At 61.8% G+C, this 24564-nt stretch carries 22 protein-coding genes and 1 riboswitch; of the genes, 11 read left to right on the top strand and 11 right to left on the bottom strand.

Going from position 1 to position 24564, the window contains the following annotated elements; translation table 11 throughout:
- Positions 1–61: 61 nt before the first annotated feature.
- Complete coding sequence (locus ACKAMS_RS17650; RefSeq protein WP_408989309.1) at positions 62–733, top strand: TetR/AcrR family transcriptional regulator; 672 nt, start codon at positions 62–64, stop codon at positions 731–733.
- A 25-nt stretch (positions 734–758) separates the two neighbouring features.
- On the opposite strand, the gene ACKAMS_RS17645 is transcribed toward ACKAMS_RS17650, so the two are convergent.
- Complete coding sequence (locus ACKAMS_RS17645; protein WP_019747644.1) at positions 759–1670, bottom strand: LysR family transcriptional regulator; 912 nt, start codon at positions 1668–1670, stop codon at positions 759–761.
- Positions 1671–1760: 90 nt separating this feature from the next.
- Between ACKAMS_RS17645 and ACKAMS_RS17640 the strand changes: the two genes are divergently transcribed.
- Positions 1761–2846 carry a TDT family transporter gene (locus tag ACKAMS_RS17640; RefSeq protein ID WP_153213034.1) on the top strand — a complete coding sequence of 362 codons (1086 nt, stop codon included), beginning with the start codon at positions 1761–1763 and terminating at the stop codon, positions 2844–2846.
- A gap of 74 nt (positions 2847–2920) precedes the next feature.
- Positions 2921–3562, top strand: a complete 642-nt coding sequence (locus ACKAMS_RS17635) for a dihydrofolate reductase family protein (protein ID WP_029254966.1) — start codon at positions 2921–2923, stop codon at positions 3560–3562.
- 48 nt (positions 3563–3610) lie between these two features.
- Here the strand turns inward: ACKAMS_RS17635 and ACKAMS_RS17630 are convergent, their stop codons facing one another.
- Positions 3611–3919, bottom strand: a complete 309-nt coding sequence (locus tag ACKAMS_RS17630; RefSeq protein ID WP_019747641.1) for a rhodanese-like domain-containing protein — start codon at positions 3917–3919, stop codon at positions 3611–3613.
- Between the two features lie 85 nt (positions 3920–4004).
- On the opposite strand from ACKAMS_RS17630, the gene ACKAMS_RS17625 reads away from it, so the two are divergent.
- Positions 4005–4844, top strand: coding sequence for a CPBP family intramembrane glutamic endopeptidase (locus ACKAMS_RS17625; RefSeq protein ID WP_031330946.1), 840 nt, complete (start codon positions 4005–4007; stop codon positions 4842–4844).
- Between the two features lie 33 nt (positions 4845–4877).
- A complete protein-coding gene (locus tag ACKAMS_RS17620; RefSeq protein WP_378667330.1) occupies positions 4878–5768 on the top strand; it encodes an alpha/beta hydrolase in 891 nt (296 codons plus the stop codon).
- On the opposite strand, the gene ACKAMS_RS17615 is transcribed toward ACKAMS_RS17620, so the two are convergent.
- The 4 genes from ACKAMS_RS17615 to ACKAMS_RS17600 all read right to left on the bottom strand — a co-directional run bounded on the left by ACKAMS_RS17615 (position 5755) and on the right by ACKAMS_RS17600 (position 11457).
- Entirely contained in the window at positions 5755–6762 is a 1008-nt protein-coding gene (locus ACKAMS_RS17615; RefSeq protein WP_408989308.1) for a zinc-dependent alcohol dehydrogenase family protein, read from the bottom strand. The two genes, ACKAMS_RS17620 and ACKAMS_RS17615, sit on opposite strands and share 14 nt — an antisense overlap.
- Before the next feature lie 58 nt (positions 6763–6820).
- A complete protein-coding gene (locus ACKAMS_RS17610; protein WP_020906972.1) occupies positions 6821–7591 on the bottom strand; it encodes a glucose 1-dehydrogenase in 771 nt (256 codons plus the stop codon).
- A gap of 14 nt (positions 7592–7605) precedes the next feature.
- Positions 7606–7953 carry a hypothetical protein gene (locus ACKAMS_RS17605; RefSeq protein WP_007727425.1) on the bottom strand — a complete coding sequence of 116 codons (348 nt, stop codon included), beginning with the start codon at positions 7951–7953 and terminating at the stop codon, positions 7606–7608.
- A gap of 216 nt (positions 7954–8169) precedes the next feature.
- Positions 8170–11457 carry an error-prone DNA polymerase gene (locus ACKAMS_RS17600; protein WP_408989307.1) on the bottom strand — a complete coding sequence of 1096 codons (3288 nt, stop codon included), beginning with the start codon at positions 11455–11457 and terminating at the stop codon, positions 8170–8172.
- A 269-nt stretch (positions 11458–11726) separates the two neighbouring features.
- Here ACKAMS_RS17600 and phoA point away from each other — a divergent pair, with 269 nt between their 5' ends.
- Positions 11727–13259 carry an alkaline phosphatase gene (gene phoA, locus ACKAMS_RS17595; protein ID WP_021343627.1) on the top strand — a complete coding sequence of 511 codons (1533 nt, stop codon included), beginning with the start codon at positions 11727–11729 and terminating at the stop codon, positions 13257–13259.
- Between the two features lie 37 nt (positions 13260–13296).
- Here phoA and ACKAMS_RS17590 read toward each other — a convergent pair whose 3' ends face one another.
- The 4 genes from ACKAMS_RS17590 to ACKAMS_RS17575 are packed head-to-tail and all read right to left on the bottom strand — an operon-like array spanning position 13297 to position 16944.
- Positions 13297–14067: a (2Fe-2S)-binding protein gene (locus tag ACKAMS_RS17590; protein WP_408989306.1), complete on the bottom strand. Its 771-nt coding sequence runs from the start codon at positions 14065–14067 to the stop codon at positions 13297–13299.
- Positions 14064–14861: an ABC transporter ATP-binding protein gene (locus tag ACKAMS_RS17585; protein WP_179154659.1), complete on the bottom strand. Its 798-nt coding sequence runs from the start codon at positions 14859–14861 to the stop codon at positions 14064–14066. The genes ACKAMS_RS17590 and ACKAMS_RS17585 overlap by 4 nt, the downstream gene beginning before the upstream one ends.
- Positions 14862–14911: 50 nt before the next feature.
- Positions 14912–15952: a FecCD family ABC transporter permease gene (locus tag ACKAMS_RS17580; protein ID WP_408989305.1), complete on the bottom strand. Its 1041-nt coding sequence runs from the start codon at positions 15950–15952 to the stop codon at positions 14912–14914.
- Positions 15949–16944 carry an ABC transporter substrate-binding protein gene (locus tag ACKAMS_RS17575; RefSeq protein ID WP_031330943.1) on the bottom strand — a complete coding sequence of 332 codons (996 nt, stop codon included), beginning with the start codon at positions 16942–16944 and terminating at the stop codon, positions 15949–15951. The genes ACKAMS_RS17580 and ACKAMS_RS17575 overlap by 4 nt, the downstream gene beginning before the upstream one ends.
- A gap of 115 nt (positions 16945–17059) precedes the next feature.
- A riboswitch (cobalamin riboswitch) is annotated at positions 17060–17206 on the bottom strand.
- 71 nt (positions 17207–17277) lie between these two features.
- Between ACKAMS_RS17575 and ACKAMS_RS17570 the strand changes: the two genes are divergently transcribed.
- From ACKAMS_RS17570 to ACKAMS_RS17555, 4 genes are all read left to right on the top strand, one after another.
- Positions 17278–19398: an MMPL family transporter gene (locus ACKAMS_RS17570; RefSeq protein WP_020906965.1), complete on the top strand. Its 2121-nt coding sequence runs from the start codon at positions 17278–17280 to the stop codon at positions 19396–19398.
- 129 nt (positions 19399–19527) lie between these two features.
- A complete protein-coding gene (locus tag ACKAMS_RS17565; RefSeq protein ID WP_019747629.1) occupies positions 19528–19650 on the top strand; it encodes a hypothetical protein in 123 nt (40 codons plus the stop codon).
- Positions 19651–19700: 50 nt separating this feature from the next.
- Positions 19701–21695: an SDR family oxidoreductase gene (locus ACKAMS_RS17560; protein WP_408989304.1), complete on the top strand. Its 1995-nt coding sequence runs from the start codon at positions 19701–19703 to the stop codon at positions 21693–21695.
- Positions 21696–21864: 169 nt separating this feature from the next.
- Positions 21865–22188 (top strand): hypothetical protein, encoded by a 324-nt coding sequence (locus ACKAMS_RS17555; protein ID WP_408989303.1) that lies wholly within the window; start codon positions 21865–21867, stop codon positions 22186–22188.
- Between the two features lie 380 nt (positions 22189–22568).
- On the opposite strand, the gene ACKAMS_RS17550 is transcribed toward ACKAMS_RS17555, so the two are convergent.
- Positions 22569–23558 carry a threonine/serine dehydratase gene (locus tag ACKAMS_RS17550; RefSeq protein ID WP_408989302.1) on the bottom strand — a complete coding sequence of 330 codons (990 nt, stop codon included), beginning with the start codon at positions 23556–23558 and terminating at the stop codon, positions 22569–22571.
- A gap of 81 nt (positions 23559–23639) precedes the next feature.
- Here ACKAMS_RS17550 and ACKAMS_RS17545 point away from each other — a divergent pair, with 81 nt between their 5' ends.
- Entirely contained in the window at positions 23640–24554 is a 915-nt protein-coding gene (locus tag ACKAMS_RS17545) for a LysR family transcriptional regulator (RefSeq protein WP_042951331.1), read from the top strand.
- The last annotated feature ends 10 nt before the right edge of the window (positions 24555–24564 follow it).

Below are 24564 nucleotides of genomic sequence, written 5' to 3'. Positions count from 1 at the left end.
TTGGAACGTCGTTCCAGTGACCATCTTGGAACGGCGTTCCAGATATGTCAAGATGGTGCGCATGGCGACCAGGAATCAGCGGACCGAACGGCGTACGAACGCGCTCTCGAAGGAGCGAATCGTCGAGGCTGCGATCGAGATCCTCGACGACGAGGGCGAAGCTGCGCTGACATTTCGCGCACTCTCCGCACGCCTGGCAACAGGTAGCGGGGCGATTTACTGGCACGTTGCCAACAAGAGCGAACTGCTTGCCGCGGCGACCGACGACGTCATCGCCCGCGTGACCACCGAAGGAACCGAAAGCGCAACCCCACGGGAGGCGATCCGGATCATCACTCTCGGTGTGTTCGACGCGATCGACGCGCACCCGTGGGTCGGCACCCAACTCTCTCGCGAGCCGTGGCAATCAGCGGTGATGCAGATCTTCGAGAGTCTGGGAGGGCAACTCCAAGCACTCGGCGTTCCCCAACCGGCACAGTTCGATTGTGCGTCCGCACTCCTGAACTACGTGCTCGGCCTCGCCGGACAGTATGCCGCGGGCGCCCGCCTCCTCCCCCGCGAGACAGATCGGTCCGCCTTCCTCGCCACCGTCGCGCAGCGGTGGGAAGAACTCGATTCCGCGAAGTACCCGTTCCTCAATCAGGTGACGGCGCAATTGCGCGACCACGACGACCGAGAACAGTTTCTGGCAGGCATCGACCTCATCCTCGCGGGGATCGACACCGTCCGATAGCAGCCGTTCCCGTCAGCCGCAGCCGTCAACGCGAGTGAACAGCGGTGTTGGAGCCGAGCGCTATGTCGAGGAAATCTCTTGCCGCACCGCGCAATCCGCGATCGGGATCCCAGACGGCTTGGAGTCGCCTCGGCATCCGCAAGCCGTCGACGTTGACCGCGACCAGTCGGCCGTCCGTCAGGTCGGCAGCAACGGCCAACGACGACAGAACGGCGGGCGCGTTGCCTGCCACCACCGCAGCCTTGACTGCGGTGCACGAGGTGAGCTCGAGCAACGGCGGCACACAATCGGGAACAGCATTCTCGAGCGTCAGACGCGTCCCTGACCCTGACTCGCGCTGAATCAGCGGCGTGCGTGCGAGGTCCGCAACCGGAACGGGCACACCATTGGCCCAGTCGTGTCCCGGCGGCACAACCACGACGAGGTGATCACGCGCTACCTCGCACGACGCGAGCGCCGACGGCACATCCGGACCTTCGACGAATCCGATATCGGCCTGGCCTGCCTGCACTTGAGCAGAGACATCCGAGGAATTGTGCAAGCTCACCGACGCCACGACGTTGGGGAACTTGTGCCGCATCGCAACTGTCCACCCGGGGACCAGATACTCGGCGATGGTCATGCTGGCCGCGACGGTGACGGCAGCGTCGCGTTCACCGCGAAGTGCGGCAACTCCCGATGCCATTTCCTCGGCACTGACGAGGATGTGACTTGCCCACTCGAGAATCAGACCGCCCTCGGCGGTGGGACGAACACCGGTCGCCGCTCGATCGAAAACCTTGATTCCGAGCTGCCGTTCGACCGAACGCACCCGGGCGCTGACCGCTTGCTGACTGAGTCCGTGCTCCCGGCCGGCAGCACCCATGCTGCCTAGACGCCCTACGGAAAGCAGGACGTCGAGGGCACTGAGTTCCGGCACCCGAGGAGACAACGACATAGACCAAGATTAGACCCACAAGGCGAGTTTGTGGGCATTCAAGGACAACCGGTCTACCGGTACGAACCGGATGAGACGACAGTGAAATACATGACCACCACAACGAGTCCCACCTTCGCCCACATCACCCCGAACTGGTTCGCGGCAGCGATGGGAACGGGAATCGTCTCGGTGGCCGCAGCTTCGCTCGAACCGGAGATCGAAGGCTTGAAGCTGGTCTCTGAAATCTTCTGGGTTCTGGCGGTTCTCGTACTGTGCGCCTTGATCGGCGCATTTGCCACCCATTGGTCACAACATCGATGTCAGGCCCTCGCCTACCTGCACAGCCCCGCGATGTTCCCGTTCTACGGAGCCGTCGCCATGGCCCTGCTGACCGTGGGATCGGCAACCGGCATCACCGGGCCGGACTTCCTCGGCCACGACGTGGCGATCACCGTCTCGCTGACTCTGTGGATACTCGGCACGGCACTCGGCCTGGTCACCTACGTCGTGATGATGATTCGTCTCGTTCGAGATGCTGGGATGGCGACGGCAATGCCATTCTGGCTGATGCCCGTCGTACCTCCGATGGTCTCGGCCACCACCGGCGCAGCGGTCAGCACCCACATGCCCGAAGGCGCTCCGCGCATCGCGGTACTGATCTTCTGCTACATCCTGTTCGCTCTGGCACTGACCGCCGCTATCGGCATTCTGATAGCCGTCGCAAGGCAGTTCGCACGCAACCGCTCGGCCGGCATCGACGTGATCCCGTTCAATGCCATTCCCTCGCTGTGGATTCCGTTGGGCGTGATCGGACAGTCGATCGCAGCATCCAACCTGTTGGCCGCCGCCTCACGGCATGCACTCAGTACCGAGCACGCCGACACCCTGCACGAATTCGGAATCGCATACGGAACCGTCGTCGGAATCATCGGCGTCATCGCATTTGTCACCGTCACCACCGTGACCATCCACGCACTGCGCCGCGGCTTGGACTTCTCGCTCGGCTGGTGGAGCTTCACCTTCCCCATCGGAGCATGTGCAGTCGGAGCGAATGCCTTCGGAGTCGCCACCGGTTCGACGCTGATTCTGGGAATCGCACTTGCCCTGCTGACCGTGCTGATCCCCATCTGGGCAACCGTCGCGGTGCGGACCGTCCGATCGATCCGCAGTGGAGCTCTCCCGGCGGCTGCATGAATTCGCACCGATGAGTTTTACCTCGCCGTACGGTCTGTACTCACGTAGACCATTGTCGAGAGCGGGAGTACACGGTGAGTCAGTTATTACGAGTACAGAATTTCAGCGTTTCCAGTGACGGAATAGCCTGCGGTCCGGACCAAAGCTTCGAGAGCCCGTTCGGCCTGGACCACGGTGAAATGTTTGCGTGGGCGGGAGCTACAGCGAGCTGGCCCAATCGCACCGATCCCGGCGGCAGCCGAGGCATCGACGACTATTTCACGCGGGACTTCTCCAACAACATCGGTGCCGAAATCATGGGCCGCAACAAATTCGCACCATACCGCGGCCCTTGGGAGAATCTCGAGTGGCAGGGGTGGTGGGGCGACGAGCCGCCGTTCCACACCCCGGTTTTTGTCTTGACCCACCACGTGCGGCCGTCGTTCACGCTATCGGACACGACATTCCACTTCGTCAACGCTGACCCGGCGACGGCCCTCGAGCAGGCACGTGAGGCAGCGCAGGGCAAGGACGTTCGACTCGGCGGCGGGGTCAGCACTATCCGTGAATTCCTCGACGCCGATCTGGTCGACACGATGCACATCGCTGTCTGCCCGATCGAATTCGGATCCGGTCTACGCCTGTGGGAGACACCTGATGAGTTGCGCGACCGCTTCAACCTCGAAATCGTGCCGAGCCCGAGCGGCGTGACGCATCACCTGTTCTGGCGAAAGTGACCGGTGGGGGCGGCTCCCGAAACGGGAACTGCCCCCATCAGTTGTGTCTTAGGCTCCGGTCTCGACCTGGCGCCCCGACTGGTACCACGCCATTGTTCCACCGGCCACCGAAACGGCATTGATGCCACGGGCCTGCAGATACTCCGCGGCCTGCAGGCTACGGCCACCGACGGCGCAGATGATGTACACCGTTTCCGCGTCCGGAATTTCACCGACGCGAGAGACGAATTCGCTGAGCGGAATGAGCGCCGCACCGGGAACTCGGACCTGAGCGAACTCGTCGGGCTCACGGACGTCGATCAGCGGCTCACCTGCCGCCAATGCCGTGTCCAGTGCATTCAAGTCGACTTCCAACATGTCTTCTGCGTCCTGCCTTCGTGTTCGCTGCTGTCCGAATAGACGGTACCGCGTGATTTCGTGTGGTTGCCTTTACGATCTGACAATGACCAATACTGTTCCCGAAAAGTCGGGTTTTTGGAGTCGACCCACTTTGTGGAAGTTGCTCCTTCTCATCGTTGCCTATTTGGTCTTCTACCTTGCCGCCGGGCAGGTGATCTCGCGTGTTTTCGCCGACCAGATCGACACGGACAACGTGGTCTCGAGTGCCTCGAGCATCATCTTCGGCGTCATGTTGCCCATCGCGATCGGTGCAGTTGCGTTGCTGATCTTCACGGTCAAGGTCGGCTGGCTCAGCAGTATCTTCGGTCCTCAACCGGTACGCGGACGCGGCTGGATGTGGATCGGGCCGATTATCGTCGTTGCCGCCATCGCTGCCCACCTGGCCGGAACCGACTGGAGCGCGTGGTCGGCCGGCGAAATCGTCTCGTTGATCGCCCTCGGTGTATGTGTCGGTCTCGCAGAGGAATTGGTCACCCGAGGTATTGCAGTGAAGATGCTTCGTGATGCCGGCCACCGAGAACGCTTCGTCGCTGTTGTGTCGTCCCTACTGTTCGCACTCATGCACACGGTGAACTTCATCGCGGGAATGGAACTGGCAACAGTCCTTGCCACCGTCGTCTACACCTTCGGATTCGGAATGTGCATGTACTTGACCATGCGCGTGACGGGCACGATCTGGGCCGCAATCGTGTTGCACGGCCTCACCGACCCCACCACCATTCTCTCGACCGGCGGGCTCGACACCTCGGTGACGACGGGTGCCAGCGGAGCCACCACGATCGCCACACTGCTCACTGTCGTGCTGGTCGCCTTCGGCGTAGTTGCCATCTTCTTCATCCGCGGCCGGGTCGGCGAAGAGCAGCCCACGCGCGTCTCGGCCTGACTGATCGCATGGGTACAAGACATACTTGTACCCATGCCTTCTCGGACCACACATTCGATCGCCGTCGTGACCGCATCTTTTGTTCTGGCACTATCGGGCGCCGTCACACACGCCAGTGCGGGGGTTCCGGCCGCTCCCGAAGCCGCGACTACCGAATCCATCGCATCGGAGTCGATCAGCGATCTGTACGCAGCCCAGGGTGCGCACGAGGTGGCGGCCGACTCGGTTCCCGGATACCAATTGTTCTACCCAGCCGACTTGACCGCTGATGGCAAGCGGCATCCCGTCATCACGTTCGGCAACGGCAGCTACGCGACGTTCGAAGAGTACGAGGCCCTCCTCCGACACTTTGCGTCGTGGGGTTTTGTTGTTGTGGTGGCCGACAGCAGTGTGACCGGCGACGGTACTGAAATCTTGGGTGCCGCTCAGTACCTCGTCGATCAGAACACCAACGCTGAGAGCATTTTTCACCAGAGGATCGATACCGACAACATCGCCTCGGTCGGACACTCCCAGGGGGCAGGTGGCGCGATCAACGCTGCAACGCAGTCGGCGAATCTGATCACCGCCACTGCGGTGCTCGACCTGCCGGACCCGTGGTGGGCTTCGCGACCTGTCGATGTCGTCGACGTGGCGAAGTTGACCGGGCCGACGTTCTTCATGACCGGCGCCGACGATCCGGTCTCCACCGCCGATCCACAAGCTGAGTACTTCGACAAAACCGCAGCACCGGCGGTCCGGGGCAGACTACTTGGCGTCGGCCACAATTGGGCCGCCGACGGCGAAGGATTCCGGGGTTACCTGACCGCGTGGCTGAGGTTCGCCCTCAGCGGCGACCAGACTGCCGGACGTGCGTTTGTCGGCGACTCGGCGGAAATCCTCACCGATCCCCATTGGGACCGGCAAGCGATCAAGGGTTTGTGATGACGATCTTGCCGTAGGCCTGCCCGGATTTCTGCTGCTCGAACGCTTCGGCAAGATCGTCCAGACGGTACGACGAATCGATGACGGGACGAAGCGCGAGGCTCTCCAGCCCTGCAACCATCTCCTCCTGATGTGCACGACTGCCCACCAGAACACCTTCGATGGTGACCTGTTTGGTCAGTAGCGAAGTCAGGTCGATCGACGACGACGGGCCGTTCATGATGCCCAGCGCGCAGATCCGGCCGCCTGGTCGGACTGCCGCCAGAGATTGACCGAGGGTGGACGGCCCGCCCACGTCGAGCACAAGGTCGATCCCGCCGCTGAGCCGCATCGCTTCCGATCCCCAGTCCGGGCGCTCACGGTAGTTGACCACGTGATCGGCACCTAGCTCGGTCAATCGAGCCATCTTGTCGGGAGCCGACGAGGTTGCGATCACCTGAGCTCCAGCAGCTTTGGCAAGCTGGACGGCAAACAGCGCTACCGTGCTGGTCCCGGGAATCAACACCGACGAACCTGGGATGATCGGGACGCCGGCAAACAATGCACGCCACGCGGACAAGCCCGCAGTGGGCAAGGTAGCGGCTTCTTCGTACGTGTAGTTTCGCGGCATCGACGTCACTGCCGATACCGGCACGGTGACGGTGTCACGGGCGAACCCGTCGACGCCGTCACCGGGTGAATTTCCGAATCCGTCGAAATCCGGTGCACCGCTGCGCCAATGCGGCAGATAGGTGCTCATCACACGGTCCCCGACCCCGAACTGTGTGACGCCGTCGCCGACGGCAACTACCTCGCCCGCTGCGTCGGACAAGAGAATGCGAGGGCCGTCGGTCGGTATCTCGCCGGTCGCCACGAGGTAGTCGTGGTGGTTGAGCGAATTCGCGCGGATCGCGATCTTCACCTCACCCGCACCTGGCGCTGGCGTCTCGATCGTCCTCGATTCGAGGTTGTTCAACCCTCCAGGCGGAAGTACGTATACAGCGCGGTTGGTCATGGTGTGGATCCTCGCACGATTGACGATTTCGGGTGACGTTCGGAAAGGGTTCCGCTGCTCAGAGGAGAGAAGCGGTGAACCCTCCGTCGAGAACCAGGCTGCTGCCGTTGCACCACGACGACTGGTCGCTCGCAAAGAACACTGCGGCGGCGGCGACTTCCTCGGTCCGGCCGTAGCGGGTTTGCTTCGTGACCATCAGGTCGTCGAAGCCGCCGGACTCGAGGCCGAGTGCGTTCTCGAAATCCTGTTGGTGACTCTTGACCAGGTCTGTGTCGATGAATCCGGGTAGCAGGGCATTGGCTCGGATTCCGTGGAAGCGAAGTTCGGCTGACAGGGTTTCGGTGAGATTGCGAACTGCTGCTTTGGCGGCGGCATAGCTACCGATCAAGGGCGACCCGGTGGTCGACGAGATCGACGAGATGTTCACGATCGAACCGCCTCCGGATGCGACGAGCGCGGGTAGCGAATGACGGACGGTCAAGAACACTCCATCGAGGTTGACCGACATGACTTTCCGCCAGTCCTCGAACGAGGTCTCGATCAGCGGAGTCGTGGTGGCGATGCCGGCGTTGGGTACTACGACGTTCAGTCCGCCGAACTCTTCGACCGCCCTGGCGACGAGATCCTTGACCTGCTGTTCGTCGGTGACATCAGTGGTGACAGCGATAGCTCCGTCGATCGAGTCCGCCACTGCCTGTGCTGCGTCACCGTTGATGTCGGAGACTACGACGCTCGCGCCCTCCGCCCCGAATGCCCGGGCAATGGCGGCGCCGATTCCGGCACCTGCGCCGGTGACAATTGCAACTTTGTTCGCGAGAAGATCGGACATGTCAGCGTTCCCCTTCAGTTCTCGGTCGGGACGTAGAAAAGCAATTCGGGTCCGGTGTCGCCGGTAGTCGCGATGGCCTCGGACATGTCGAGAGTCCCGTCGCCCAAAGCACTTCCCAACGCCTGCGCCGTGCCCGCGAGATCTTCCGTGTCGAGTTGATAGATGCTCAGGTAGCGGCGCGCGGGCAATGCATCCTCGGGCAGCAACTGCACATCCGCCAGGAAGAATCGGGAGGCGGAGACAACTCCAGGCACTCGTTCGACGACCTGCGGAATATGCACGTCGTCGTACCAGCGGTTGAACGCGTCCTCCGAAGACGGATCGGCAGGGTGTACGTGTGCGACGAGAATCGCTGTGCTCATGGAGTTCCTCTTCAACTCGAAGTGCTTTGGATTCAGCATGTTTGGAAGGCGACAATATTCACCAGCGAGGCCACTGGTCGTGGCGGTGCCAGGCGATTCGATGGCCGCTCAAGCGACAACCCTAGGTAGGGATTGTGACCCGCGCCATATGCTCGGAGGTCAGAGTTGAGCTCCACATTTGTCCTCTCGGCACAAAACTCCGAGCAGAATCGGGCATTAGCGAAAGTCTCGCGACTTGGCTGTGACTCGCAGATCCATCAGCTGCATCCGGTCTGCCACGACAGTGACAGCGCCTTCCGCATTTTGCACCTTTCCTCGAATAAGCAACGCCGGCGCCATATTTGCCAGTTTTCGGTACTTTGCCCACAACCCCACCGAACACACGACATTGACCATGCCGGTTTCGTCTTCGAGGTTGATGAACGTGACGCCCGCAGCTGTGGCCGGACGCTGCCGGTGTGTGACCGCTCCCCCTACCAGCACACGGTCGCCGTCCGGGATGTCGAGCAGCCTCGAAGCCGGCACCACGCCGAGCGCGTCGAGCTGTGGGCGAAGAAACTGTGTCGGATACGTGTCGGGAGATACTCCTGTCGCCCAGACATCCGCTGCCGCCAATTCGACGTCGCCCATGCCGGGAAGGGTGGGAGCTGTGACCGACGCACCGATACCGGGCAAGCGGTCCGGACGCTCCCCTGCCGCAGCGCCCGCAGCCCACAGCGCTTCTCTACGCGAGATGCCGAAGCTGGCAAGCGCGCCGGCAGTCGCCAACGATTCAGCTTGCGCGGTAGTCAGTTCCACCCGACCGGTCAGATCGAGAAACGACGTGAACGGTCCACCGAGGTCGCGCTGTTCGACAATTTTCTCGGCGAGCGCATCGCCGATGTTGCGCACTTCCCCCAGTCCCAGCCGAACCTCGAATCCACCTGCCTCGACGGTGGCATGCGCGAGGCTGACATTGATGTCTGCACCGTGTACCTGCACTCCGTGCCGGCGCGCATCGGCGACCAGGGACTGTGGTGAGTAGAAACCCATCGGCTGCGCTCGCAGAAGCCCGGCACAGAACGCGGCGGGGTGATGAAGCTTGAACCACGAGGAGTAGAAGACCAGTGCGGCAAAACTCTGTGAATGACTTTCCGGAAAACCGAAATTAGCGAATGCGTACAGCTTTTCGTAGATTCGGTCGGCAACCTCGTCGCCGATGCCATGTAGGTCTCGCATGCCCTGGTACAGCCTCGCTCGCAGTTGCTCCATCTTCTCGGTGGAACGTTTCGATCCCATTGCCCGACGCAATTGATCGGCCTCGGACGGCGTGAAACCCGCAACGTCGACGGCCATCTGCATCAACTGTTCCTGAAACAACGGAACCCCCAATGTGCGTTCGAGTGCCTTCTCGAGCGACGGATGGTCATAGGACACAGGTTCGAGTTTGTTGCGCCGGCGGATGTACGGATGGACTGATCCGCCTTGAATCGGCCCGGGACGGATGAGCGCGACTTCGACCACCAGGTCGTAGAAATTTCGAGGCTTCAGACGCGGCAGTGTCGCCATCTGCGCACGTGATTCCACTTGGAACACCCCTACCGAATCTGCCCGCTGCAACATCTCGTACACCGCTGTTTCCGACAGATCGAGATGCGCCAAATCGACTGTGATGCCTTTGTGTTCGGCCACCAGATCCATCATGTAATGCAAAGCCGAGAGCATGCCGAGCCCGAGTAGATCGAACTTGACCAGCCCAGCGGCAGCACAATCGTCCTTGTCCCACTGCAGGACACTGCGATTGGCCATCCGCGCCCACTCCACCGGGCAAACGTCGGCGATGGGACGATCACAGATGACCATTCCGCCGGAGTGGATACCGAGGTGCCGTGGATAGCCTTCGATCTGCGCCGCCAGTTCGAGTACCGGACGCGGAATATCGGTATCCGCATTCTTGTCGATACCACCCCACCGGCCGACCTGCTTACTCCACGCATCTTGCTGGCCCTGCGAAAAGCCAAGCGCGCGGGCCATGTCCCGCACCGACGACTTTCCTCGATAGGTGATGACATTGGCTACCTGCGCGGCATACGTACGCCCGTATTTCGCGTACACGTGCTGGATCGCCTCTTCCCGGCGATCCGACTCGATGTCCACGTCGATATCCGGTGGGCCGTCGCGCTCGGGCGCAAGAAACCGCTCGAACAGCAATTTGTTGCGAACCGGATCGACGTTGGTGATACCGATCGCGTAACACACCGCAGAGTTCGCAGCGGAACCCCTTCCCTGACAGAGGATGTCGTTGTTCTTGCAGAACGACACGATGTCATGCACGACCAGGAAGTATCCGGGAAAGTTCAATCCCTCGATGATGGCAAGTTCATGTTCGAGCTGTTTGTATGCCTTCGGTGCACCTTCCGGGGGTCCGTAGCGTTCCAGCGCCCCGACCATGGTCAGCTCACGCAACCACGACGCCTCGGTATGCCCGGCAGGAACCTCGAACGGTGGCAATTTGGGCGCGATGAGCTTGAGATCGAAAGCGCACTCACGACCAAGATCGGCGGCACCACTGACAGCCTCGGGATAGAGCGAGAACAGCGTCGCCATCTCCGCGCCGGACCGCAGGTGTGCTCCGCCGGTCGGAGCCAACCATCCAGCTGCCTCATCCAAGCTTTGACGCGCCCGCACAGCTGCCATTGCCATGGCGAGGCGTCGACGCGGAGGAGCGGCGAAGTGTGCGGCGGTGGTCGCCACCGTACGTAGTCCACGTTCTCTCGCCAGTTCTGCAAGAACGGCATTGCGCTCGTCGTCCTCCGCCAACCCATGATGAGTGAGCTCCACCGACACTCGCTCCGCCCCGAAACGCTCGACCAGATCCTGCAAGGCCTCCGCCGCGGCTTCGCGACCACCCGACGTCAAGGCTTGCCGCACATGACCTTTGCGGCACCCGGTCAGGATCTGCCAGTGCCCACCGGCGGCTTCGGTCAGCACGTCGTAGTTGTACTGCAGTTTGCCCTTCTCACCGCCCGCCAGATGTGCGGCGGCTATCTCCCGCGAAAGACGGCGATATCCTTCCTGCCCACGGGCAAGTACCAGAAGATGCGTTCCACCGGGATCTGCCGTCCCGGTTCTGGGTACCGAATCGAGCGACAACTCGGCCCCGAACACGGTCCGCATTCCCCATTCACGCGCAGCCTCCGCAAACCTCACCACGCCGTAGAACCCGTCGTGATCGGTGACGGCAATCGCCTCGAGCCCGAGACGCACAGCTTCCTCGACCAGTTCTTCCGGCGGTGATGCGCCGTCGAGGAAGCTGAAGGCCGAGTGAGCGTGCAGTTCTGCGTAAGGAACCACGCCGGTGCCACGAGTGAGTTCGCCTGCGTGATACTCGCCGCGCTTTCGTGACCAGGCGGGACTGTCACTTCCGTCGCCCGGGAACAAATCCTCGTGTTCCACGCGGCCTGGCCGTCCGGACAGCACCCGTTCCATCTCGGACCACGTCGGCGGCCCATTTCCCCAACCCACACTGACCTCGCACCTGATCGAGCCGGCCGTCACGGGACGACCGACTGCTCGAGGATGCCGAAAGGGAAGACGCACCACATGCATCGAACTGATGTTCGATGCAGATTCAGTCTGACAGGTCACTCACCCGCAGTCAACAGAGCGAATCTCAACCCTCACCGTCTAGTCACATTCAGATGTACGCATGTCTGCACTCCGTTCACTTTGGCCCCAGATCATTAGCGGCGTTCATAATCTCCATCCATACTGTTTCCAGGAGTACTACTCGTATGTCGTTCTCGCGCAACACACGTAGGTTGACGGCCGTCGCCGGCGCCGTCGCCGTTCTGGCCGCTGCCGGCTGCAGCAGCAGTGCCGACGAGGCAACAGGCTCGAACGGCACGACCGTCGATCGCGCCGCGACCGGCGAACTGTCCTCGAACGGTGGTGCTCGCCGCATCGACGGTGATCAGTCGGCCGCGGTGCGTGACGCCGTCAACGCTTCCGGCGCGAAGAACGTCATCCTCCTGATCGGGGACGGCATGGGCGACTCGGAGATCACCGCCGCGCGCAACTACGCCGAGGGTGCTGCTGGCAGCTTCGCCGGCCTCGACGCCCTGCCGATCACCGGCCAGTACACGCACTACGCGTTGACCAAGGACGGCAAGCCCGACTACGTCACCGACTCCGCTGCCAGTGGATCGGCATGGTCCACCGGCACCAAGACCTACAACGGCGCGATTTCCGTCGACATCAAGGGGCAGGCCCAGTCGACCGTCCTCGAGATCGCCAAGGCGAACGGCAAGGCCACCGGCAACGTCTCCACCGCCGAGGTGCAGGATGCCACCCCCGCAGTGCAGGTCGCGCACGTCAGCGGCCGCAAGTGCTACGGACCCGAGGCGACGTCCAAGTCCTGCCCGGAGAACGCCATCGAGAACGGCGGCAAGGGGTCGATCAGCGAACAGCTCCTCGACACCCGCGCCGACGTCACCTTTGCCGGCGGCGCCAAGTCCTTCGCTGAAACCGCGAAAGCCGGTGACTGGCAGGGCAAGACCCTCAACGAGCAAGCTGCCGCTCGTGGCTACCAGCTGGTGAAGAATGCCGCCGAGATGAACGAGGTCGGCAAGGCCGATCAGGACGCACCCGTGCTCGGGCTGTTCGCCGACGGCAACATGCCCGTCCGCTGGGAAGGCTCTGTCGCCACCCGCGACGGTTACCTGCAGCCCGCCGAAACCTGCATCGACAACCCCAAGCGAACCTCCGACGTACCGAAGCTCGCGGACATGACGCAGAAGGCAATCGACCTACTGAAGGTCAACGACAACGGATTCTTCCTCCAAGTCGAAGGTGCCTCGATCGACAAGCAAGATCACGCAGCCAACGCGTGCGGTCAGATCGGTGAAACCGTCGACCTCGACGAAGCTGTGCAGAAGGCACTCGAATTTGCGAAGACCGACGGAGAAACCCTGGTCATCGTCACAGCCGACCACGCTCACACCAGCCAGATCGTCACCAACGTCAGCGCAGACGACATCGCCACCATCGCCAAGGACCAGAACATCCCGGTCGAGCGCGCCCAGGAAATCGTCTACCCCGGTCTGACCCGCAAGCTGACCACGAAGGACGGCTCGGAGATGACGATCAGCTACGGAACGTCCGAAGATCCGGCCGTCGAATCCGAAGGGCATACCGGAACTCAGTTGCGCGTAGCAGCTTTCGGCCCGCACGCGGCCAATGTCAGCGGCCTCACGGACCAGACCGACCTGTTCTTCACGATGACCGATGCGCTGGGACTCGACCGTTCCAAGGTCGCAGCTCACTGACCTGACAACACCCGACCCGGTAAAAGCCTGGGTCCAGTCACACCAGAGCAGCCAAGGCACGCACCCGATCTTCGGGTGCGCGCTTCGGGCAACTGGTGCACTTACCTTCACCGGGCACCTCGTAAATCAGGCAGCACGACGCGCGCTGCGTGAATCTGCGTCGCCCGGATGCCACCGGTGTCAACGGATTAGAAACGCGAACAACACTTTCATTGCGGTCGACATCGACGAAACGCGGAACCGGAATGCCCGGGTTCTCACCGCGGAGAACATCGATCAGGCCGGCAGCAAATGCACTTCCGCGCTCCCTCGCGCTACCGGCGGCGTCGAGGCTGCGATTGGCGATGGAGTCCGTCGCGATCGCCCACAGCGCCTGCTGCCGAACGCCGGACACCTCGGCGAGTACCTCGATCACGGGACTGAGTGAGCGGAACATCGCGTGGCCCAACTCCGCCACACTCCGCGAGATCGGAATGACCGACCCGGCAGCAAACCCGCCCAGATAGCCGTTGTCACGCAAGAAGATCCGCCCACCGTCCAACGATGGATCGGCCGCGAACCCGGTCACCATTCCGGTTCCGATCGGAATGCCAGTCAGCGTGGAACTGGCCGAGTACCACCACAACGTGCCGTTCACTCGGCTGTCCGAACTCCCCCATCGCTCGGCCGTATCGGCGACACGTGCTGCCAACCACTGGGGGTCGGTCATCAACACCGCGGGCACCGTATCCGGATACGCGCTCAGGTTGTCGAAGAACGGCACCGCTAATGCCATACGGGCGTAGACCCCGGCTACCGATTCCGTCATGCCAGCCCCAATATCTCCATCCGCGGACGTACTCCGCGTTCGACTCGCGCCTTGATGCCGAAAACCTCGGCCAACAACGGCTCGTCCAACACCTCGACCGTAGACCCACACGCGCGGAGTTCACCTTCGGTGAGCACGGCAAGGTTGTCGCAGTACTCGACTGCCAACCGTAGATCGTGCATCGTGACCACAACCGCGAGCCCCGCCGACGCAAGTTCGGCGAGCAATTCCATCACGATCAACTGGTGACGAAGATCGAGATGATTGGTCGGCTCGTCCAACAACAGAACCTTGGGCTCCTGAGCCAATGCGCGCGCTATCGAGACACGTTGCCGCTCACCACCCGACAGGGTGGACACGTCGCGTCCGGCAAGCTCGACCAAACCAACCTGCTCGATGCACCGGTCCACGATGGCGGTATCTCGCTCAGTGCTTCGGTCCAACCAGCTACGGTGCGGAGTTCGTCCGAGCGCGATCGATTCACGAACCGAAAGTCCTGCCGAGACAGTAGGTTCCTGGACGCTCGCCGAAATGGTTTTGGCGATGTCCTTACGCGAGAGCGTCGTCGAGTCGGCTTGATCGATCAGAACTGCGCCACCTGTCGGAGTCAAAGCGTTGTAGCAGCAGCGCAGCGCCGTCGTCTTGCCACTGCCGTTGGGTCCGACCAAGCCCAATATTTCACCGGACGTCACCGCGAAAGTGATGCCGCGCAAGACTTCGCGATTACCGAGCCGCGCCCGGGTCTCGACGAGTTCGAGCAGAGGCGCAGCTTCGGCGTCCTTCGGGAGTGTCACTGTTCTGGTCTGTGTCACTGTTCTGGCCTGTGTCACTGTTCTGGTCTGCGTCACTGTTCGAGCCTCCGATACTGCCGGTAGAGCATCCAGACGAAGATCGGTGCACCCACGAGGGCGGTGATCACTCCGACCGGAACTTCGGTGAATTGTGCCACCGAGCGCGCAGCGGTATCCGCGGCAACCATCGCGACGGCGCCCAGAAGGGCTGCAGCAGGGAGCAGTCGAATTGCTCTGGTGCCGACGATGAAACCGGCTAGATGTGGGATCAGGAGGCCGATGAATCCGATTCCACCGGCAACGCTGACTGCCGCGCCCGCCAGTACGGAGACCGCAAGCAAGGACAACACTCGGAACCGTCGGACGTTCATACCGAGTGCTGCAGCCCCGTCGTCACCGGTCTGCAAGACGTCCATCCACCGCGAACTGAACAGAAGGGCCGTGCCGACGACGACCAGTGCGATCGTCGGGAAGATCAGCGTCGACCATCGCGCATCACCGAATCCGCCGGCAATCCAGTGCATCACCGACGTCACGTGCCGATCATCGGCCAACACCAGGATGCAAAAGGTGATGAGCGCCGAGAATATCTGGGCGAGCGCTACACCCACCAAAATGATCGCGGTCGGCTGCGGATACCGGCCGCCGATCAGCAGTGCGAGAAACAACGGGATCATCGCCCCGACGAATGCTGCGACCGGAATCGTGAAAACCCCGAGGAGGCCGGCGCCGAAACCCAGCACCGACACGAGCACCACCATGAATCCCGCACCCGACGAAACTCCGAGCAGATACGGGTCGGCAAGAGGATTCCGTGTGACAGCCTGAGCAACAGCACCCGACATCGCCAAGGAAGCACCCACGACCGCAGCCGTGAGTGCACGTGGCAGGCGGGAGTCGATCACGATCGACTCCCGCGCCGCGGTCCACCACGTTTCGAAAGTCCCTGGCGCCAAACGGGCTCCGACTATCGCCCAGACGTCACCGACGGGAATGCGAACCGATCCCAAGGAGACGGCCAACCCCAGGACGATCGCCAAGGCGACCGCCAAGCCGACAAGTAGGGCGCCGTACCCGTAACGCGTGCGGGTCACTTCGCCGCGTCAGCGCCCGGATGGAAGGCCGTCGCGATGGTCTGTGCCGAACGCACCAACCGTGAACTCTCGAACAGGTCCGCGAGAGGAACCACGACGAACCGGTTCTGCTGCACAGCAGGGGTGGTCGCCATCAACGGCTGGGCACGGAGGAAGTCGATCTTCTGGTCGGCCGTCTTGTCGCCGTAGTCGATGACCACGATCGCCTGGGGTGCACGCTCGGCAACAGCTTCCCACGATGCGTCGATGTAGGGCTTTGTCCCTTCGGCGAAGATGTTCGAGACACCGGAGTATTCCGCGACCAATTGACCGACGCCGACTCCGCCGATAGTCGTCGGAACCTGGTCACCACTGTCGTAGAAGAAGGTCGGTACCGGCGCCGCGTCCCCGACCGAAGCGCGGACGGTATCGAGACCATCGCTGATCTCCTCTGCGACCTCGCGGGCGGAATCTTCAACGCCCAGGACTCGACCGAGTTGCGTGTAGTCGTTCTCGAGCAATCCGATGTCGGGGAAACCGGTGCCACAGTATTCGGAGAACAAGAAGGTGTTGATTCCGCGCTCGCCGAAGGCGTCTCGGGAACGGCCCTGCTTCTCGTTGAAGGCACTGGTCATTCCTCCGACCACGAAGTCCGGGTCGACGTCGAGAACCTGCTCCATGCTGGGGAACGTATCGGAGAGGCTGGGAATCTTGTTGAATACATCGGCGGTCTCGGCAGTTGGCGGGTTGTCGCTGTACGCCCGACCGACGATCCGGTCACCCGCACCGATTTCGATGAGCGCCTCGGTGACATGCCCGTTCAAAGACACGATGCGCTGCGGCGGCGAGTCGAAGGTCATCTCTCGATCGCAGTTGGTCACGGACACAGGCTGTGCGAAGGATTCCGCCGCAGACGCGGACTCTGATTCCTGGCCTTTGGAACAACCTGCCGAAACCAAGGCGACCGCGATGAGAACGGCGGCGGCGCGGGACGGGGAGAACTGAAGTGACACGGGGACCTCGTAAGGGCTCTGAGCCACGAATGAGAATCCGACAGACAACTCCGCCCGCACACTGATACTCGGCCAGAGCTCCTGCTGGACTTCCTTTTCGTAGACCACGACGAATGGATGTCGCACACCGCGCGGTGGGTAATCGGGCTTGCCGACGCTCGGTGACTACCGAGAATCGACCTACCGTTGCGGGTCAGCGCCGGATTCGGACCGGCTTCCCCCACACGCGTGGCTTGCAAGTGCTTCGAGCAGTATGCATGACGTTTCCGATTCAAGACCAAACGCCCACTACAGTCGATCTGGCCAGACGCCCCCACACACCGGAGTTGATACATGACACGCTGGGCCCAAACCGTCGTCGCCCGGAAATGGTGGGTACTGAGCCTCGCGGTTCTGATAGTTCTCATCAGTGGGGTGTGGGGACTCGGAGTGTTCGGCAAGCTCAGCCAGGGCGGCTTCATCGATCCGGGCAGCGACTCCGCGAAGGTTGCGGACATCATCGAAGACAATCTTGGGCCGCAGACCCCGGACATCATCGCGATCTACTCACCCACCGACGGCAAGACCCTCGACGACATCGGGCCGGCAGTGACGGCCGCCGTCGACCAGTTCAAAACGGAAGTGCCGACCGCGTCGGTGAAGTCGTATTGGGGAACGGACGCCGCGGCCAAGGCCAGTCTGCTCTCGAACGACGGATCCATGGCGGCCGTTGCGATCACGTTGGCACCGGACTCGGGCGTCACACCTGCTACTTTCGCCGATCTCTTGCCGAAGCTCGAAGTTGAAGGTGCCGAGGCACAATTCGCGGGCAATACCGTCGTCGGCGTTGCCTTCAACACCAAGCTCGAGAAGGATCTGGTGGTCGCCGAAGCCATCGCCATTCCGATCACTCTGGTGCTGTTGGTCTTCATCTTCGGCGGCATCGTCGCTGCGGCGGTTCCGGTATTCGTGGGTGTACTCAGTGTCTTGAGCGCCTTGGCGGTTCTGCGAATCCTCACGTTGATCACCGATGTGTCCTCGTTCTCGATCAACGTCGCTTCTCTTCTCGGGTTGGGACTTGCAATCGACTACGGACTGTTCGTGGTCGGTCGGTTCCGTGAAGAACTGAATTCGGGCTCGGACCCGGGAGCGGCTGCGCAGCGGACAGTTCTGACCGCGGGTCGCACCGTCATGTTCTCGGGTCTGCTGCTGATCTGCGCGTTCAGCGGCATGCTCGTTTTCCCGCAGGCCGTCATCCGGTCTTTGGGTTTCGGTGCGATCGCAGCAGTACTGAGCGCGGCGGTTCTGTCGCTGACCGCTGTGCCTGCGCTGCTTGCCATTCTGGGGCATCGCATCAACGCCCTGACGTGGCGCAAGGATGCGGCGCAACGCGGCGAGGAACGCTCGCGCAAGTTCTGGGGCCGCGTCGTCACGTGGGTGATGAAGCGTCCGGTCGCGGTCTCGGTGACGATCGTGGCCGTGCTGCTCGTGATGGCCTCGCCGCTGCTCGGTGCCCGTTTGGGAGAACTCTCGTACACCGCACTCCCGGACAACGACCCCGCTCGCGTCGCAATGGACACGTTGGTCAACGACTTCCCGCAGACCGGCAACGGCGCGACGATGATCCTTCAGGCCGAGGACGGGAACACTCTCACCCCGGCCGAAGGTGCAGCGATCGCCGAGTCCGCCGGTCAGGTCGAGGGCATCGGTCAGGCGACCGTCGTCGCGAGCACCAATCAACTCATCGCGGTTCAGGCTCTCTACAGCGAGGGCTCTACGCCCCAATCACAGAGCACCGCAGTGACAGATCTGCGTGCGATCTCCGCTCCTGACGGAACAGTGCTGCTTGTCGGTGGCGGTCAAGCCATGGTCGACGACGGCAACAACGCCGTCCTGCACTGGTTGCCGGTGATGATCCTCATCATGGTCGGATCGACCTTGATCCTGTTGTTCCTCGCGTTCGGTTCGGTGGTCCTGCCCATCAAGGCGGTACTGATGGCCGCGCTGAGCCTCGCGACCACCTTCGGTGTCCTCACCTTCGTCTTCCAGGACGGTCACGGCGTCGAACTCCTCGGGGTCAGTCAAACTCCGCTGGAGGCGACGTTCGTCGTGCTCATCCTGGCGGTGGTGTTCGGATTGTCCACGGACTACGAGGTTTTCCTGATGTCCCGGATGGTCGAGGCCAAGAACGCGGGAGCGACGACGGAGGAAGCAGTCAAGTTCGGAACCGAACGCACCGGCCGAATCGTGACGGCCGCCGCCCTACTCCTGATCGTGGTGACGGGGGCATTCGCGATGTCCGGGTTGTCGGTGATGAAGTTCCTGGGCGTCGGCATGATCGTCGCGCTGATCGTCGACGCGACCATCATCCGCATGTTGCTCGTGCCCTCGCTGGTGAAGTTGATGGGCGAAGCGAACTGGTGGGCTCCGGCCTGGATGAAAAAAGTTCACGCGAAGGTCGGCATCGGCCACTGATTTCGGGCCACTGATCACGCACTAGTGGATTTCCCTGATCGGGCAGTCGTCCTCGAGGATGACTGCCCGATCAGGGAAATCGCTCCGCAGGGCGATGTTCTCCGAAGCTGATTTCGTCAGACTTGGAGCATGACAATTTTCGAATGGATCCTTGCAATCCCCGCTCTTGCACTTGCCGTCGCGTTCCTGTTTTCCGGAATCATCACTGCGGGCATCGACTTCGACACCGAGGATGGCGTCATGACGCACTGATGTCCGGTTCCCTCTAGCCGTCGATCTTACTTTGGAGTAAGTTACCGACCATGGCCACATACATCGTCACTGGCGGTACCGGGTTCCTCGGACGAGCTGTACTACCGCTCCTGCTCGAGCATGATGAAACTGCTCAGATCCACGTGCTGGTCAGAGCGGGTTCTGTCGCAAAACTCGAAGCACAGGTGTCGGCAATTCCCGGCGGCGATCGAGTGCATCCGCTCGTTGGCGATCTGACCGAGCCCGAGCTGGGCATCGACTCTCCCCCGCCGGCCGACCATGTCCTTCACCTCGGCGCGATCTACGACATCACGGCCGGAGACGAGCAGGCTTCGACGAATGTCGAGGGCACACGCTCCGTGGTCGAACTTGCTGCGAAACTGGGAGCCACCCTTCATCACGTGTCATCGGTCGCAGTCGCAGGCGACTATCCGGGCACGTTCAGCGAGACCGATTTCGATTGCGGCCAAGGCTTTCCGACGCCGTACCACCGAACCAAGTTCGAGGCCGAGAAGCTCGTTCGAGAACGAGAAGGCCTCACCTGGCGTGTTTATCGGCCGTCTGCCGTGGTCGGCAACTCCGTCACCGGAGAGATGGACAAGATCGACGGACCGTATTACTTGTTCCCAGGTCTGGCGCTACTCGCGAAACTACCTGCAGCACTACCTGTCCCGATCCCCAACCTCGGGGCAACCAACGTGGTGCCGGTCGATTATGTGGCCGCTGCCCTCGTCGAGTTGATGCATGTGCCCGGCCGTGACGGCGAAGCATTCCATCTCGTCAATCCGAAACCTCAACCGGTACGCGAAATCTATGCCGGCCTCGCCAAGGCCGCCGGAGCACCGCGGCCCGCGCTCAGCCTGCCGGGCGTGATCGCCAAACCCTTTGTCTCGCCATTGCCGATGGACTCGGCAGAATCGGCACGGAAAGTCTTCCTCGATCGCATCGGCATGCCTGCAGCGTTGCTCGACAACATGACGATGGCGCCGACCTTCACCTCCGAGAGAACCGTTGCCGCCCTCGCCGGATCAGGCCTGACGGTCCCCGAGTTCGGCTCCTACTCGACGGTCTTGTGGAAGTACTGGCGCGCAAACCTCGATCCCAATCGCGCACGTCGCAACCATCCCGAAGGACCACTTGTCGGTCGGATAGTCCTGATCACCGGTGGCTCGTCCGGAATCGGCAAGGCCTCTGCCATCGCCGCCGCCCAGAAAGGCGCCACAGTTCTCCTGATCGCACGCCGCACCGACGAACTCGATGCCGCGGTACAGGAGATTCGATCAAGCGGAGGCAAAGCGTTCGGTTATCCCTGCGACATCACCGACGACGAGTCGGTCCAGCACACGATCAAAAGCATTCTGACAGAACATGATCACGTGGACATGTTGGTCAACAACGCCGGCCGATCCATTCGGCGCGGCATTTACCATTCCACGGATCGTTTCCACGACTACGAACGAACGATGGCCGTGAACTACTTCGGCGCTGTGCGATTGGTTCTCGCATTGTTGCCCACCATGCGTTCTCGCCGCTTCGGTCACATCGTGAACATCAGCAGCGCGGGAGTCCAAGCGGCAACGCCTAGATTCTCGGCCTACGTGGCGAGCAAGGCCGCCCTCGACGGTTTCTCCGACGTAGCGGCCTCCGAAACCCTGGCAGACGGAATCACTTTCACGACCATCCACATGCCGCTGGTCGAAACGCCGATGATCGCTCCGACCGGCGAATACAACAACGGCCCGATCACCAGCCCGGAAAAGGCTGCGGCAATGGTGATCCGCGCGCTGATCGAACGCCCCAAGCGCATCGACGTGCCACTGGGCACTCTGGGTGATCTGGGAACCTTGTTCGCACCGCACACCAAGGACCGGATTCTCAACCAGATGTACCAGGCCTTCCCCGACTCTCCGGCGGCAAAGGGGCAGGTAGACAAAGAAACTCCGTCAGACGTTCCGGCAACACCGTCGCGTCAACGCCATTCACGCTCACGCATCCGCAAACTCGGCCGACGCGCCGCCCGACTCGTGCCCGGAACGCACTGGTGACCGGTGGTGTGACTTCGCCTCGTAGCGTGTTGGCCACTGCAAGGGATCTGCAGTGCTAGTCATCAGAATCTATCCTGACCATGGCCATCCCAGTTCACTATGGCCGTCGAAGGAATTGATTGTCGTCCCGCCGCAACGGTTCCCGCAGGCATACGTTCTCCCGAGCCAAATGGGGATCGACGACGAACTCGGAGAGAAGATACTGGCGTGGACTGATCACTTCCAAAAGTTCTTTGTGACTGAGATCGACGGCTTCGCGATGCGACCGAGGTGGCGTCCAGGGATCAACGTTTTCGACTGGTACGACGAGGGCTATCGGATCGTGGGCGAACTTCGCGCACGGTTTCCGGACGTGCACGTCAAACCTGAATTTGCCCAGTACGTCTTTTCGGTCAACGAGCGTCGGGAAAGCATGGGGCTTGTGCCGGTCAGCCTTCCGAACGAACCCAAGGCCGGGCACATAAGCATCACTGAACTCCTGCACCCCAAATGAGTTTCAGAGCCATGGCGATGAATGCGATCGATACTGCGGCAGTGATCGAGTTTTCCCATCCGAGGGCGAAGTAAACTGCGGAAGAATCGAAATCCACTGCCTTGCAAGAGGCTACGGGAAACGGGATCCAGGCCCATCGTGTTTCTTCGAGTAATCCGATTCCATACGAACTTGATCTACAAAGCTCCGATGCGGACGCTGGGAACCCCCAACGTGAGGTCACTCCGAAACTCACGATCAATCCAAGAACACCGACGACCAGCATGAGTGCGCAAATATTGAGAGTACGTGACTTTTCTCGGGGTGAAGTCATTGGCACACAGTACTTCGGCTTTCCGTCAGTTCGCTGACACTGCACATTGTTCCGAATGCGAGATCAATTAGCTGACGACCCTGCGGATCTCACTCTCGGAGGCATTGGCGCCCGTACAGACGACGGCAACACGCTTGTCCGCGAAGGTGTTCGGATGTGCGTAGACCGCAGCAAGTGCGGCCGCACCGGCGCCCTCACTCAATGTGTGTGCGTCGAAGAGGAGAGCCCGCTGAGCGAGGGTGATGTCATCGTCCGTGACGAGCAGGAAACCACCTAGCCGTTCTCGCATGACACGTTGAGTCAATGAGAATCCGGCCCCGGTCGCGAGCCCTTCGACACGAGTGGCGTTCGGGCGCTCGACACAAGTGCCGGAAGTCCACGAGTCGTGCGCCGCTCGTGCGGCCTCCGACTGCACCGCGAACACCTCCAGGTGCGGTGCAAGCGCACTGGCGACGAGGCAAGCGGCCGCCGCACCACTGCCACCACCGACGGGGACGACCACGGCGTCCAGATCTGGCTGCTGCTCGACGAGTTCGACGTACGCCGTGGCAACACCGGCGAGGATTGCCGGCTCATTGGCGGCGCTGACGAGACGCAGGCCGTCACGTTCGCTGATGAACTCTGCGTGAGCGCGTGCCTCGTCGAAGTTTGCGCCGTGCTCGATGAGCTCGGCCCCAAGCATGCGGACAGCGTGAGCCTTGACCGGATTCGCCCCAGCCGGCATCACAATTACGCACCGCACGCCCGCATCCGCTGCGGCATATGCCAGGGACTGAGCATGATTTCCCGTCGAGTAGCCGATGATGCCTCGGGCCCGCGTCGGCTCATCGAGTCCAGCCACCAGGTTCAGTCCACCACGAACCTTGAACGCACCTGTGGGTTGCACGTTCTCATGTTTGACGAACAACTGGCTGCACGAGCCCGCTCCCAAGGTCGGGTGCGATATCAGGGGCGCGACCGGTAGGTGGCGTCGGACAACCTGACTTGCACGCTGAATGTCCGCCCATGTGGGTGGTTGTAGCCCGGTTGTTGCCGCGAGATCAGGTACCTGTGCCATGTGGATCACCCTGTCAAACACTGATTCATAGGTCTAATACATGTTTTCGTCGAAAGCATCGAAATCCTCTATGATTTCGTCATGCTCGATCTAATTCGACTTAGGGTCTTGGTCGCTGTCGCGCAGGAAGGATCGGTGACAGCCGCCGCCGATTCGCTCGGTTACGCGCAGCCCTCCATCAGTCACCACCTTCGACAGCTCGAATCGGAAGTCGGAGTTCCGCTGTTCCAGCGAGCCGGTCGTGGGCTTCGTCTGACGGATGCCGGTGCGGTACTGGTTCGGCGCGCCACGGAAATTCTCGGTCACGTCGACGCTGCCGTAGCCGAAGTCGAAACGTACGCGGGACTGAGGGCGGGGCGGGTACGACTTGCCGCATTCCCGTCAGCCCTGGCGAGTTTGATTCCGCAGGCGATGGCAGCGTTCACATCCCAGTACCCCGACGTGTCCATCAGCCTCGTTGATGCAGAACCACCCAAAGCACTTGCAATGCTTCGTAACAACGACGTCGACGTAGCTGTCGTTTTCGCACACGCGGATACCCCGGATGTGGGGCTGAAGCACGTCACCCTAACGACGTTGCTGGACGATCCGTTGTACCTGATCACCTCTGCGCGGAATGCAGATGCCGCCAACGAGATCACGGACTACGCCGGTGAGACCTGGATTGCAGGCTGTCCGAGCTGCCGCGCCCACCTTCTCACCGCCTGCAATCGAGCTGGGTTCGTTCCACGGATCGAGTTCGAGACCGACGACTACGTCGCGGTCCAAGCGCTGGTCGCCTCCGGAAGCGGAGTCAGCACCCTTCCGGCCCTCGCTCTCCATGCACATCAGAACCCGGGTATCCGCGCACACCGCATTCCCGGCGAGCGACGCACTGTCTCCGTCGCAACCTACGGGAAACCTCCGCTCGCTCCCGCCATCGACGCGTTCGTCAGCACCCTCGCGGCGATATCCGACTCCGTGCGAGAGCGGTTCGAACTGGATGGGCACCTGTAGGCGATGAGAT

The organism is Rhodococcus sp. 5A-K4 (assembly GCF_046097995.1).
Lineage (GTDB): Bacteria > Actinomycetota > Actinomycetes > Mycobacteriales > Mycobacteriaceae > Rhodococcus_F > Rhodococcus_F erythropolis.
This window is presented reverse-complemented; position numbering and strand designations above follow the sequence as displayed.